Source organism: Hymenobacter properus, from assembly GCF_015694735.1.
Classification (GTDB): domain Bacteria; phylum Bacteroidota; class Bacteroidia; order Cytophagales; family Hymenobacteraceae; genus Hymenobacter; species Hymenobacter properus.
In genome coordinates this window covers 1,217,557-1,231,326 of sequence record NZ_JADQDP010000001.1, presented here as the reverse complement: position 1 = coordinate 1,231,326, position 13,770 = coordinate 1,217,557, and the positions used below count along the sequence as shown (strand labels likewise).

The following is a 13,770-nucleotide window of genomic DNA, read 5'->3' as shown; positions in this document are numbered from 1 at the left end:
AAGCCATTAGGGCTGACTTTGAAGCGTTACTGTTGCGCTAGTCGGTCCCTCAGCATCTGCCCGAAGCGTAATGGCCCCGCCCTTCTCCATCGTCTGAATAATGGCCAGCGCCATCCCATTGTAAGTCTTGCGCTCAGGCGCCTTAAATGACTCCATGCTAGCCTGGTACCCATTGTCCACGCCCGCAATAAAACCAGGCCCGCTCACCGAAAACTTCACCAGGTTGGCCGCATCGGGCACCAGGTTGCCAGCCGCATCCAGCACACGAACCGTCACAAAAGACAAGTCTTTGCCGTTGGCTTGCAGTTGGCTACGGTCGGCGGTTAACTCGATTTTGGCGGCGGGGCCGGCGGTTTTTACGGTGCTGGTCAGCACAGTTTTGCCGGCGCGGCGCGAAATGGCTTGCAGTGTGCCGGGGACGTAAGGCACGCGCCACATCACGTGCAGGTCGTCGGCGCCTTTCTTTTTCGTGCCCAGCGACTTACCATTTAGAAAAAGCTCCACCTCATCGGCTTGACTGTAGTAGACCCACACGTCCACGGTTTGGCCAGGGCGCCAGTTCCAGTGCGGCAGCAGGTGCAGCACGGGTTGGTTGGTCCACTCGCTTTGGTAGAGGTAGTAGGCGTCTTTGGGGAAGCCGGCTAGGTCGATGAGGCCGAAGTAGGAGCTGCGCGCCGGCCAGGGGTAGGGCAGGGGCTCGCCCAGGTAGTCGAAGCCGCTCCACACGAAGGCCCCGCTGATGAACGGGCTGTTCTTGACGCCCCACCAAGCTGCCTCGTGGGTGGCGCCCCAGTAGGGCGCGGCTTGGTCGTAGCTGGAAGCGGTGAAGTCGGAGTTGCCGGTGGTGAGTTTGGTTTTGCCGTCTTTGGGCCAGATGCGCAGGCTGTCGGAGGGCAGGTCGTAGTGGCCGCGCGTTTCGTAGGCGGCCGCTATTTCGGTAGCCAGGAAATGCTGACCGGGGAAGCTGGTGGGCAGTTTGGGGTAGTCAGCGTGCTTGTAATTGAAGCTCAGCACGTCGAGCACGTTGGCTTGGCTGATGAAGTTCTTAGCCGGCTCCTGCTCCGTGAGGGCTGAAGTGACGGGGCGCGTGGGGTCGAGGCGCTTCACGGTGGCGGTCAGCTCGCGGGCGAGGCGGGTGCCGGTGCTGTCGAACTGCTCGCGAATTTCGTTGCCGATGCTCCAGATGAATACGCTCGGGTGGTTGCGGTCGCGCCGAATCTGGTCTTCCAAGTCGCGCTGGTGCCACTGCTTGAAGTCAAGGTGGTAATCTTGGCCGTTCTTCTTTTTCTGCCACATGTCAAACGCCTCGTCCATTACCAGAAAGCCCATGCGGTCACACAAATCCAGCAATTGCGGCGCGGGCGGGTTGTGCGACATCCGAATGGCGTTGCAGCCCATAGCGCGCAAAATCTGCAACTGCCGCTCAGCCGCCCGCACGTTAAATGCCGCCCCCAGCGCCCCCAGGTCGTGGTGCTGGTTCACGCCCTGGATGCGCAGCGGCTGGCCGTTCAGCAGAAAGCCCTTCTGGCTATCGAAAACGCAGGTGCGAATGCCCAGCGGTGTTTCATATTCGTCCTCAATTGTCCGTCCCGTCAGCACCGTGGTTTTCACCCGGTACAAATAAGGCTTGGTCACCGACCAGAGCTGCGGATTCTTCAGGGTAAGTTTTTGCGATACTGTGGTTGTTGCGCCGCTCAGTTTCACGCTCGTTGTCAACTGGCGCACTATTTCCTTCCCACTTGCGTCCAACAGCACCGTTTGCAGCGTCACCGTTTGCGGCTTGCCGGTGGCATTTCGCAACTGCGTGACCGCGGCCACAGTAGCGGCTTGGGCGCTCACGGCGGGCGTACTCACGAAGGTGCCCCACTCGTCCACGGCCACCTGATGCGTTGTCACCAGCCGCACGTTGCGGTAGATGCCCGAGCCAGTGTACCACCGCGAGTCCGGCTGGGCCGAGTTGTCGACGCGCACGGCCAGCACGTTGGGCTGGCCGGCGGGGCGCAGATAGGGCGTCAGTTCGTAGCGGAAGGAGATGTAGCCGTTCGGCCGGTAGCCAAGAGAATGACCGTTCAGCCACACCTCGCTGTGCTTATACACGCCGTCGAACTCAACAAACACGTTGCGCCCCGCTGTGGCCGGTAGCGTGAACGTCTTGCGGTACCAGCCGATGCCGGTGGGCAAGCCGCCGCCCTCGGGCTTGGCGGGGTTCTTCTCATCGAATTTGCCTTCAATACTCCAGTCATGCGGCAGCGTGAGTTTTCGCCACGCGGCATCGTCAAAAGCCGATTCTTTCGCACCGGCTTCGTCGCCCAGATAGAACTTCCAGCCTTTGTTGAAATCAGCCGTGACCCGCGCCGACGGCTGTGCGCCAAAAGCCGTATTGGCTGCGCTGAGCAACAGTAGAAACAGGGCGAGCAGACGGGGCATTGGGTGGGATTTTGGAATATCAGAACGTCATGCAGAGCGCAGCGAAGCATCTCGCTCGGGGTAGTAAATCAACCGTGCGAACAAAGCGAGCGAGATGCTTCGCTACGCTCTGCATAACCGCCTATTTTTTACTCTCTTTCGGCTTCTTCACCGGCGGCGCGATAAATGCCACCGCACTCTTGCCCAAGTCCTTCGACGTGGCCACGGCAATGCCGCGCTGGTCGGCCTTGTTCACGGCGCAGTAGTAGTGGTACACCACGCCTTTGTATTTCAGCACGAAGGACTTATGGGCAAACAGCTCGTCGTAGGGCTCGGAGGGTTCTACCAGGTTAGCACCGGTCCAGTCGGTCCAGTGGGTGAGGTCGTAGGAGCAAGCGAAGCGGTTCACGGCGCCCTTCACGCCGGGGTAGAAGGCGCCGAAGTAGAACATCACCCACAGGCCGCTGTCCATCTTCTGCAAATAGGCGTCGCCGGTGATGCCGGTGTGGTGGTTCAGCACGGGGTTGCGCAGGTAGCGCTGCCAGTGCGTCATGTCGTCGCTCACGGCCATGCCGATGCGCTCAGCGCCGCGTTTGGCGTTGAGGCTGTCGCCGTTGGCGTTGTAGTACATCACGAAGGGGTGGCCGGTGAGTTTGGCCTTGTCCCAGGTCACGGAGCTTTTGTAGATAGTGTGATTTTCCCACCAGCGCACGTCCTTGTCGTCGGGGCGCAGCACCGGTTTGGCAAGCCGCTGCCACGTGGGCAGGGTGGTGGGGTCCTTGTCGGTCGAGGCCAGGCTGATGGAGAGTAGGCCTTTTTCGTACCCGCGCGAGTTACCGCCGAAGTACGACAGCCAATACTTCCCCTGGTAAGGCTGCCACTCGTAGCTGCCGCCCCACTTGGGGTCTTGCAGGGCCACGTAGCCGGCCTTTTGGTTGGTGTCCCAATCAGTGGTGTCCGTGAAGGACAGGATTTTGCCCTTGGTTTCCCACTTTAGCAGGTCTTTGCTCTGGGCCAGCCAGGTTTCGTAGCCGCGCCCGTCGAAGATGATGTAGGTCATCCACCACTGCCCGTTTTTGCGGAACACGCTGGGGCAATCCATCTTCTTCTGGTTGTCATCCGTCACGAGGACAAGGCCGTATTTGTGGGGCGTCTTCACCTCCTCGTACACCTTCTGCATCTCGGCAGCAGGCACTTCTTTTGGCAGCACTTTCTGCGCCCAAGCCGGTTGGCACATGCCGCTGATTAGCAGGAAGGAGGCAAGCTTGATTTTCATGCGATTACAAAGAGGAGTTAACCTCAAAATGATAAGTGCCCGAGCCCACCTTAATGCGCGCCCGGCCCTGGTCAATGCCCAGCGACTGCAGCTCCGGATGCTGCGCCAGCGGCTGGCCGCCCTCTGAGATGCGTGCCCCTGCCGCAGCGGGCAGGTAAACCGTGGCCGTGGCGTTGGCCGGAATGGTAACCGTCAGCGCGAAGCCGCTTGCCGACTTTTTCCAGTCGCTGGCAATGAGGCCATAGGGCGACTGGTGGCTGGCTTTAGCGCTGGTCACGTCGCCCACCGGTTCGGGCTTAATGTCAATGTGGTTGAAGGCCACCGACCCTTCAGCCGGCCGTATCCCGGCCAGGCCACCGTACAGCCACTCTTGCAAGTGGCCCAGCATCAGGTGGTTATTCGATACGGTGGGCAGCGCGGCCCACGACTCGGTGAGGGCCGTGGCGCCGTGGGCCAATTGGTAGCCGTAGCCGGGCACGTCGGTGCGGCTGTTCATGGCAAAAATGACGTCGGAGCGGCCGGCATCTTCCAGCACGCGCAGCAGGTAGCGGTAACCAATGTCGCCGGCCGTCAGGGCGTTGTCGCGGCTGCGGATGTCTTGCACGATGTTGTCGACCACGGCGGCCTTATCGGCCGGAGCCACCAGGCCCATGTACACAGCCATGGCGTTGGCGGCCTGACTGCCGGTGGCGTACTGCTTGGTGCTGGGGTTGAAAAACTTCTGGTTAAAAGCCGTTTTCACTTCCGCGCCCAGCTGCTCGTAAGTCGTAGCGTCGGCGGTTTTGCCCAGCAGGCGGGCAATTTGGGCCAGAATGGTGAGGTCGTAGTAATAGGTAGCGGTGCCCGTCACGCCCATGGGCGTGAGTTGCGAGGTGCCCGGCGGCTTGGGGCCGAGGTCGTACCAGTCGCCCAGGCCTTTGGTGATGATGTGGCCGTTGGCCTGCGTGCCGAGGTAGGCCACGTAGCGGCGCATCATGTCGTAGTTCTCGGCCAGCGCCGGCCGGTCGTCGTACCATTGATAGAGGTACCAGGGCAGGATGATGCTGGCGCTACCCCACTCGGGCGAGTCGCGGAAAATGTCGCCGCCCCACTCAAACTTCACGTACTCGGGCGCAATTTCCGGCACCAGCCCCTCGGCGGTTTGCGAGGCGCGCATGTCGGCCAGGGTTTTGCGGCCGAGCGTGGCAATGTCGTAGCCGTAGCGCATCGAGGCGCCCATGAGGTGGGTTTCCTCCAACCAGCCCAGCTTTTCGCGGTGCGGACAGTCGGTGAACACGCTGGCTAGGTTGCTTTTAATGGACCAGTCAATCAGCTTGTTGGTGCGGTTGAGCAGGTCGTTGGAACACGAAAACTCGCCCACAGAAGCCGCCGCGTTGCGCGTGTGCAGGGCGGTGAGGCTGATAATCTCGGGCCGGTTTTGCGGGTTGGCTTCGCCCTTCGGCACGCCGCCTTCCACCTGCGCGTAGCGGAAACCATAGTAAGTGAAGCGCGGGCGCCAGGTTTCGATGTCGCTGCCTTTCAGTACATAAGTGAAGTAGAAGCCGCGCCCAATGTTCTTCTGCGTGATGGTTTTATCGACGGACAGCAGCTCGGCAGGCGCAATGCGCACGGTATCACCGCGCCGGCCCTTCACTTGGAGCTCAATGATGCCCGAGGCGTTCTGGCCGAAGTCGTACACCCACTTGCCGGGCTGGGGTTGGGTGGTGCTTTTCGCCTTGAAAGTATCGAACATCCGCAACGGCTCTTGTTGCTGGGCCAGCAGCTCGGCCGGACCGTCCACGGTGATGACGGGCCGCCACTGCCGCGCGTCGAAGCCGGCGGTGGCCCAGCCGGACTGTTCCAGAATGGCGTTGTAATCCTCGCCGCCGTAGATGCTACTGAAGGTGACCGGCCCGGCGGTAGTTTGCCAGCTTGGGTCGCTCACCACATTCTGCTGGGTGCCGTCGGCATAGGTCAGCGCCAGCCGGCAAATGAGCTTGGGGTAGCCAAAGGCCGACTTGAGCTTGCGGTACCGCTCCTTCACCGGCGGCACGTAGTAGAAGCCGTTGCCGAGCATCACGCCCAGCGCATTGGCGCCACTTTTCACCTGGTTGGTAACGTCGAACGCCACGTACTGCGCCTGCTGGTCGTACTTCGTCCAGCCCGGGTCGAGGAAATGGTTGCCAACTTTCTGGCCGTTCAGCACTGCTTCAAACTGGCCTAGCCCGCTGATGAACAGCGTGGCTTTAACAGGCTGCTTTTTGGCTTCGAACTGCTTGCGTAGCAGTGGCAGTACGTTGTTTCCGGTGTAAGTGTCCTTCTTGCCGTCTACGGGCAGCACGTTCACGCGCTCGGCGGGCAGTTGCTCGTAGGCTATCCAGGTGGCGTCCCTCCAATCTGCAGCAGAAAACAGACCCGTTTGCCACTCGGCCGGGGCCGACCACCCGGAGGCCACGCCCTGGTTGTCCCAGGTTTTTACCTTCCAACAATAAGTTGTGGCCGGTTGCAAGGCGCGGCCGGCGTAGCTTACCTGTATGGAAGCGTCCGACATTATTTTGCCGGAATCCCACACGTTGCCTACGTTCTGGTTGAGCTTTGTGGGGCTGTCAGCCACCAGAATCTGGTAAGCCGTTTGCCGCACGTTGCGGCGGTCGGTGCGTAGCTGCCAGCTCAGGGCCGGCGTGCGGGTTTGCACGCCTAGCGGGTGGGGCTGGTACTCGCAGCGAAGGTTGGTAACAGCCAGCTTTTGCGCGGCGGCCGGATGATAAATCAGTACAATGAGCGTGAGCAGAAGGGCAGCGGCAGGCGAGGGCAGAAAGGAAAGAAATGGCCTTATTTTCATTGCCTTGAATTTGGCTGCGACGGTGCTGGGCTCAGAATGGATAGACGAACAGAATATTGGACCGGGCCTGAAGCAGGCCATTGACAAATGTAGAATTTGCGCCGGCCGGGCCCGTGCCGGGCGTTGGCATCTTGTTGTAGGATGTTAGCATGCGGCCTGCTGAAGCCGTTTCCTCGTTTTTTGTAGCCAACCCTAAAGCGCCGCCTCCCGTTTAGCCACCCACTCAGGGCACACAGCGTGGGGAGTATTGAAAGGATGATGAGAAAGAAAATGACGGCCTTTGCGGGAGCATTGCTTGTGGCGGACCTGCTGCTCGCAGCCTGCCAGGACAAGCCTTCGCAGCCCACCGCTACCTCCGAGGCCCCCGTCCCGGTAGCCGATAGCAGCGCCGATACCCTGAAGCGGGTGCGGACGCCCGGCAGCAAGGTGCCCTTCGTGGCGCCCACCAAAATCGGACGAGTGCTGGGCGAGAAAAGCCCGTCGCCACCCGCCAGCCGCTAAGGGGCGGCGCCGCGGCCAGCATAGACGGATAGGCTATGTAATTTCAGCACAGTACAGGAGGGTTTTCGCGTGCACTGGTGGGTGCTTGCGCGCATGTTACAACGCGCCGTTTTGCTGCTCCTGCTGTTGCTGGGTGGCCTGAGAAATGCCAGTGCCGCCCCGCCCGCTGGCGGCTTCAACATCCGCGACTTTGGGGCCCGGGGCGACAGCGCAACGCTGGACACCGACGCCATTAACCGGGCCATTGCCGCGGCGGCCAAAGCGGGCGGGGGCACGGTGTATTTCCCGGCGGGCACCTACCGCAGCTACTCTATCCGGCTACAAAGCCACATCAGCCTCTACCTCGACCAGGGCGCCGTGCTGCTGGCGGCCGCGCCCGTAGGCACCACCGGCTACGACGCTCCCGAGCCGGCCGACAACGACAAATTTCAGGATTTCGGCCACAGCCATTGGCACAACAGCCTGATTTGGGGCGAGAAGCTGATGGATATTTCCATTCTCGGGCCGGGCACCATCTATGGGCAGGGCCTCACGCGGGAGGGGCCGCACCAGGCGCCGGTGGGCAACAAGGCCATAGCCCTGAAACTGTGTCGCAACGTGATGCTGAAGGATTTTACGGTGCGGCAGGGGGGCCACTTTGCCCTGCTGGCCACCGGCGTCGACAACCTGACCATCGACAACCTCAAGCTCGACACCAACCGCGACGGCCTCGACATCGACGGCTGCCAGAACGTCCGCATCAGCAACTGCACCGTCAACTCGCCCTGGGACGACGCCATTTGCCTGAAAAGCTCCTTCGCCCTGGGCTACGCCCGCCTTACCGAAAATGTCACCATCACCAACTGCCAGGTAAGCGGTTTCGACCGGGGCTCGCTGCTGGATGGCACCTACCGCCGCAACGAAGCCGCCCTCGTACCCGACCATGAAGGGCCCACCGGCCGCATCAAGTTCGGCACCGAGTCGAACGGGGGCTTCCGCAACATCGCCATCAGCAACTGCGTGTTCACCTACTGCCGCGGCCTGGCCCTGGAAACCGTCGACGGTGGCCTGCTCGAAGACGTGACCATCTCGAACATCACTATGCGCGACGTCACGAACTCGCCCATCTTTCTGCGCCTGAGCAGCCGGTTGCGGGCGCCGGCCGGCACCGCCACCGGGCAGCTGCGCCGCATCAATATCAGCAACGTGACAGTTTATAACGCCGACGCGCGCTTTGCCACGCTCCTGAGCGGCGTGCCCGGCCACCCCATCGAAGATGTGCGGCTGAGCAATATCAGCATCTGGTACCGGCCGCTGGACGCGGCCTCCGCAGCGGCCATTCAAAAGGACCTGCCCGAGGACGAGAAAGGCTACCCCGAGCCGCAAAAGCTGGGCGTAGGCCCGGCCTACGGCTTCTACATCCGCCACGCCAAAAACATTGAGCTCAGCAACATGAACATCTACTTGCTGGGGGCCGAAATGCGGCCGGCGCTGATGCTCACAGATGTAGAAGGCGCCCGCCTGCAAAACGTGATGGCCGACAAGGCCGGGGCTGCGCCGCTCCTGGTGCTGCGCGGTGTGCGCGGGCTGGAAGTGGCAAATAGCGAGGCACTGAAGAAGTCGACCAGCACGAAGTAAGCGCGGGGGCGTAACCGACAGGGCTTGGTTCTGCGCGCCATCCAACGTCATGCAGCGCGCAGCGAAGCATCTCGCTCGAAATAGTAAATCAACTGTGCGGGCGAAGCACACGATATGCTTCGCTGCGCTCTGCAAGACTTTTTTCTTGTTCTACAAATCCCACCCCATGAAACAAGCGCTACTCCTGGCTTTCACGCTCCTGGCTACCACCGCCCAGGCTCAAATCGGCCGTCGTTTTCCTGCAGAAAAGAAGGTTGTGAAAGACCCTGTGACGGGCACGCCGCTGACCTTTCTCACCAGCACCCCAGCTGGTGATTCCAAGATTTACCAAACCCACAACCAGTGGACTGCCGACCTGCAGTGGCTCATCTTCCGCTCCAACCGGGCTAAGAACGAGGCCCTTGCGGTGAATGAGAAAACCGGCGAAATCGTGCAGGTGAGCGAAGGCGGCTACACCGGCATGCTGAACGTGGCGCGCAAGGCCATGAAGCTGTATTTCATGCGCGACCTGCCGGGAAGCACGAAAGAGCAGCCCGCCGGCGTGCAGATTGTGGAAGTAGACCTCGCTAAGGTGTTTGCCGACAGCAAGGCCGGTAAAATGCAGCCCGCCAGCGCCTACCAGCGCATCTGCGGCACCACGCCGCTGGAGCTGCAGGCCGGCGGCGACATGGCCCTGGATGGCGACGAAAACTGGGCTTACTTCCGCGTGGGCAAGGAGGAAGCCGCCCGCCATCTGGCCCCCGGCACCAAGCTGGAACCGGAGTTTGGCCCGCGCCACATGGGCGCCGGCCCGGCCGGCATTGCGGCCATGAACGTGCGCACCGGCGCCATCAAGTACGTGGTGTCGGTGCCATTCCAGATTGGGCACATCCAGACCAACCCCTGGGTGCCCGGCGAAATCGTATTTTGCTGGGAAACCGGCGGGAAGTCGCCCCAACGCACCTGGACGGTGCAGGCCGATGGCACCGGCCTGCGCCCGCTCTACCCCGAGGCCGAGTACGAATGGGTGACGCACGAGGCCGTGATTACCAAGGATGAAACCGCATTTACCATCATGGGCCACCGTCCCATTCCGGCCGTGGCCAAGGACGTGGCCCCCGGCACCCCCGTAGCCGGCGCCAACCCCGGCCAGGAGGCCGCCTGGGGCCCCTCCGGTACCCGCGAAAAGCCCACGGGCCTGGCCATCGTGAACCACCGCACCCGCGAGGTAACCATTGCGGGCCAGACGCCCAGCGGCAGCGGCCTCTGGCACGTGAGCGGCTCGGCCGACGGCCGCTGGGCCGTAGGCGACGACTTCGCCCGCAACATCTATCTCATCGACCGGCACAGCCACGAAATGCTGCTGCTCAGCACCGGCCACAAACCCACCGCTGCCGACCACCCGCACCCCACCATGAGCCCCGACGGCACCCGTATCGAAATCCAGTCGGCCATGCTTTCGGCCGATGGTAAGAGCATGAACATCTGCATCATCCCGGTGCCGGCGGCGTGGCTGAAACGGAAGTATTAGGTTTGGCCTTCTACAGGAAAAGAACGTCATGCCGAGCGGAGTCGAGGCATCTCGCGTGCAGCACTAATCAATGATGAAGCAACGATTTAATTACTACTACACGCAAGATGCCTCGGCTCCGCTCGGCATGACGTTCCGGCGAGGTATATGCTGCCTCCTAGTGCTGCTTTGCTTCTTTCGTCTCCCCGCCGCCTACGCCCAGGAAGACCGGGGCTTCAAAGTATACCAGTTTCCGGCTAACATGATACCGCGCATCGACGGCAAAGCCGACGATTGGGCCACGTTTCCGAAGGAATACATTGTGGGCACCGACCAGCTGCGCGACGACTCCGGCCACTACCCCAAAGCCGACTCGGCCAACCTCGACGTGAAGGTGCGCGTGGCCTGGGTGGCGGGCCTCAACCGGCTCTACTTCCTCTACGAAGCCTATGACAACTATTGGGATTTTAGTCGGCCCGACCTGCACAACGACACCTTCGAAGTGGTGGTGGACGGCGACCTCTCCGGCGGCCCGCTAACCGCCGAAATGCACCCCAATCAGGACTTGCCGTTGATGGAGCGCTACTTCGCCTTCCACGGCGTGCACGCCCAGAACTATCACATTTTCATGCCCGCCGAGGGCAAGGATTGGGCCCTGGCCTGGGGCAGCCAGCCCTGGATAAAGCAGCTGCCCTATTCCAACATCGCCTATCACTACGATTTCCGGCCCGGCCAACGCGGACGGCTCACGGCCGAGTTCTGGATTACGCCCTTCGACTACGCTGGGGCAGAAGGGCCGGCGCGCGCTGTTGAATCGGTGTTGACCGAGGGCAAGAAAATCGGCCTCACCTGGGCCGTGATTGACTACGACGACGTGCAGGACGAAAGCAAAAAGGGCTTCTGGAACCTCTCCAAAAACCACAAGATGTACGGCAACACCAGCCTGGGCACTGTGTTCACGCTGCAACCGCTAGCCGAGCAGTACCTCCCGAAACTGGCGGCCCAATGGTCTTTCAGCGTCACGGATATGGCCCGCCGCCAAGTCAGCTTCCGCGACGAAAGCCGCGGCCCCATCCGGCGCTGGCATTGGGACTTCGGCGACGGCAGCACCTCCACCGAGCCAAGCCCGGTGCACCGCTACAAAGACGCTGGTAAGTACATCGTGGTGCTGGAAGTGGAGGGCCCGGCGGGCAAAGCGCGGATGGCCAAGGTGTGGGACGTGGCGGTGAAGTGACATTTCCGCAGCCGTACCCCAAAAGCCCGTGCTCGCCAAACCCCGGTCGGGTTTTCATGGTAACTATGCCTGACCACTGCCCCGCCTCCCATCCGCTGCATGCCCGATTCCACCTATGATGCCGTTGTTGTCGGTTCCGGCCCTAACGGGCTGGCGGCTGCCATTGCCATGCAGCAAGCCGGCTTGTCTGTGCTGCTGATTGAGGGCAAGAACGAGCTGGGCGGCGGCCTACGCACCGCAGAGCTGACCTTGCCCGGCTTCCGCCACGACATCTGCTCGGCCATTCACCCGCTGGCCGTCGCCTCGCCTTACTTCCAGACGCTGCCGCTGGCCCAGTACGGCTTGGAATACCTCACGCCGCCCGTGGCCGCCGCCCACCCTTTCGACGACGGCACCGCGGCGGCGGTCCTTGCTTCCATTGATGCCACCGCCGCCACCCTCGGTCCCGATGCCGCCGCCTACCGCCGCCTGCTGGCCCCACTGGTGGCCGAGTGGCCCAGCCTTGTGCGTGCCGCGCTGGGGCCCTTGCGCCTGCCGCCCAAGACGCTGGCGCTGGCTCGGTTTGGGCTGTCGGCGCTGCTGCCGGCTACAGTGCTGGCGAGGCGGTTTTCGGGTGAAAAGGCAAAGGGGCTGCTGGCGGGCATGGCCGCCCACAGCATTCAGCCGCTCAGCAACCTCACCACTTCGGCCATTGGCCTGGTGCTGCTCACGGCGGCGCACCGCGGCGGCTGGCCCCTGGCGCGGGGCGGTTCGCAATCCATCGCCGACGCGCTGGTGGCCCACTTCCGCGCCCTGGGCGGGCACGTGGAAACTGGCACCTTCGTGCGTTCGCTCGGGCAACTGCCGGCCGCTCGTGCCGTGCTGCTCGACGTGACGCCCGCCCAGCTGTTGGAAATAGCCGGGCATAGCCTCTCCCGCATCTACCAGTGGCAGCTGCGGCGCTACCGCTACGGCATGGGCGTGTTCAAAGTCGATTGGGCCCTGGCCGCGCCCATTCCTTTCACTGCGCCGGAGTGTGCGCAGGCTGGCACCGTGCACCTGGGCGGCACCCTGGCCGAAATTGCCGCCGGCGAGCAGGCCGCCGCGCGTGGGCAGCACCCGGCCCGGCCGTTTGTGCTGCTGGCCCAGCAAAGCCTGTTCGACGCTACCCGCGCCCCGGCGGGGCAGCACACCGCCTGGGCCTACTGCCACGTGCCCAACGGCTCGCGCCACGACATGACCGCCGCCATCGAAAGCCAGGTGGAACGCTTCGCGCCAGGCTTCCGGGAGCGCATTCTCGCCCGCCACACCTTCGACCCGCTTCAGATGCAGGCCCACAACCCCAACTACGTAGGCGGCGACATCAACGGCGGTGTGCTCGACATCGGGCAGCTGTTCACCCGGCCGGCGCTGCGCGCCTCCAACTACCGCACCTCACAGCGTGGGCTCTATCTGTGCTCCTCGGCCACGCCGCCGGGCGGGGGCGTGCACGGCATGTGCGGCTACCGCGCCGCTCGCCTGGCCCTGCGCGAGGTGTTCGGGCTGGAGGCGCCGCCGCTGCAGGGGGAGGGGTGAGGTGCCCGGAGGTCGGCGCTAAAACCCAAACGCCAGCGCCCCGCCGTCCACGCTGAAATCCTGGCCGGTGATGTAGGTGGCGCTGGGCGAGGCCAGGAAGCACACCAGCGCCGACAGCTCCTCGGGGCGGCCGAAGCGGTGCAGGGGCATGCGCTGCAGGATTTTCTGTCGGCGGTCGGCGTCCATCACCTGCTGGCTCATCTCCGACGGAAACCAGCCGGGCGACACCGAATTGACCAGCACGTTCGACTGGCTCCACTCCACGGCCAGGCCCCGGGTGATGCCCAGCACCGCCGACTTGCTGGAGCTATATGGCACCACTTCCGCAAACCCGAGGTAGGAGGCCATCGAGGAGATGTTGATGATGCGGCCGACGTGCGGCGACTGGCTGAGGTATGGAAACGCGGCCCGGCAGCAGGTAAATACGCTGGTCACGTTCACGGCATGAATGGCTTCCCACTCGGCCGTGCTCAGTGCTTCGGCCCGCTTGCGCTGGGTGATGCCGGCATTGTTAATCAGCACATCGATGCCGCCGTCGGTGCCGATGGCGTCGAACACTTCTTTCACGGCGGCTTCGTCGGTCACGTCCAGCTTCATGAACGTGATGTTTTCCGGCACCGATCCATCGTGGGCCACCTTGATGCCGCCGGAGCGGCTCAGGGCAAACACTTGGGCGCCGCACTGGGCCAGCGTCAGGGCCTGGTCGAGGCCTAAGCCGCTGGAAGCGCCAGTGACGATGATGCGCTTGCCTTGTAGGGAGAACAGGGATTCTAGTTTGGAAGTCATAGCGGGGGAGAGTAATAACTTTAATCACCTGTCATCCTGAGCGCAGCGAAGGACCTTATCACGTTAGGAGTAAAATTCAAACTTGA

At 62.7% G+C, this 13,770-nt stretch carries 9 protein-coding genes; 5 read left to right on the top strand and 4 right to left on the bottom strand.

Annotation, left to right across the window (positions count from 1 at the left end; all coding sequences use genetic code 11):
* Window positions 1-6 precede the first annotated feature (6 nt).
* The 3 genes from galB to I2I01_RS05290 all read right to left on the bottom strand — a co-directional run bounded on the left by galB (window position 7) and on the right by I2I01_RS05290 (window position 6,503).
* Window positions 7-2,427: a beta-galactosidase GalB gene (galB, locus tag I2I01_RS05300; RefSeq protein ID WP_196285362.1), complete on the bottom strand. Its 2,421-nt coding sequence runs from the start codon at window positions 2,425-2,427 to the stop codon at window positions 7-9.
* A gap of 121 nt (window positions 2,428-2,548) precedes the next feature.
* Window positions 2,549-3,682 (bottom strand): glycosylase, encoded by a 1,134-nt coding sequence (locus I2I01_RS05295; RefSeq protein ID WP_196285361.1) that lies wholly within the window; start codon window positions 3,680-3,682, stop codon window positions 2,549-2,551.
* Between the two features lie 4 nt (window positions 3,683-3,686).
* Complete coding sequence (locus I2I01_RS05290; RefSeq protein ID WP_196285360.1) at window positions 3,687-6,503, bottom strand: family 78 glycoside hydrolase catalytic domain; 2,817 nt, start codon at window positions 6,501-6,503, stop codon at window positions 3,687-3,689.
* Window positions 6,504-6,758: 255 nt separating this feature from the next.
* On the opposite strand from I2I01_RS05290, the gene I2I01_RS05285 reads away from it, so the two are divergent.
* From I2I01_RS05285 to I2I01_RS05265, 5 genes are all read left to right on the top strand, one after another.
* Entirely contained in the window at window positions 6,759-7,004 is a 246-nt protein-coding gene (locus I2I01_RS05285) for a hypothetical protein (protein WP_196285359.1), read from the top strand.
* Between the two features lie 93 nt (window positions 7,005-7,097).
* Entirely contained in the window at window positions 7,098-8,621 is a 1,524-nt protein-coding gene (locus I2I01_RS05280) for a rhamnogalacturonidase (RefSeq protein ID WP_196285358.1), read from the top strand.
* Window positions 8,622-8,787: 166 nt separating this feature from the next.
* Complete coding sequence (locus tag I2I01_RS05275; RefSeq protein ID WP_196285357.1) at window positions 8,788-10,131, top strand: TolB-like translocation protein; 1,344 nt, start codon at window positions 8,788-8,790, stop codon at window positions 10,129-10,131.
* Between the two features lie 73 nt (window positions 10,132-10,204).
* On the top strand, window positions 10,205-11,344 hold the full coding sequence (locus tag I2I01_RS05270; protein WP_230678871.1) for a PKD domain-containing protein: 1,140 nt from the start codon (window positions 10,205-10,207) through the stop codon (window positions 11,342-11,344).
* A 99-nt stretch (window positions 11,345-11,443) separates the two neighbouring features.
* Window positions 11,444-12,898 (top strand): phytoene desaturase family protein, encoded by a 1,455-nt coding sequence (locus tag I2I01_RS05265; RefSeq protein ID WP_196285356.1) that lies wholly within the window; start codon window positions 11,444-11,446, stop codon window positions 12,896-12,898.
* A gap of 18 nt (window positions 12,899-12,916) precedes the next feature.
* Here I2I01_RS05265 and I2I01_RS05260 read toward each other — a convergent pair whose 3' ends face one another.
* On the bottom strand, window positions 12,917-13,684 hold the full coding sequence (locus I2I01_RS05260; RefSeq protein ID WP_211537820.1) for an SDR family NAD(P)-dependent oxidoreductase: 768 nt from the start codon (window positions 13,682-13,684) through the stop codon (window positions 12,917-12,919).
* Window positions 13,685-13,770 lie beyond the last annotated feature (86 nt).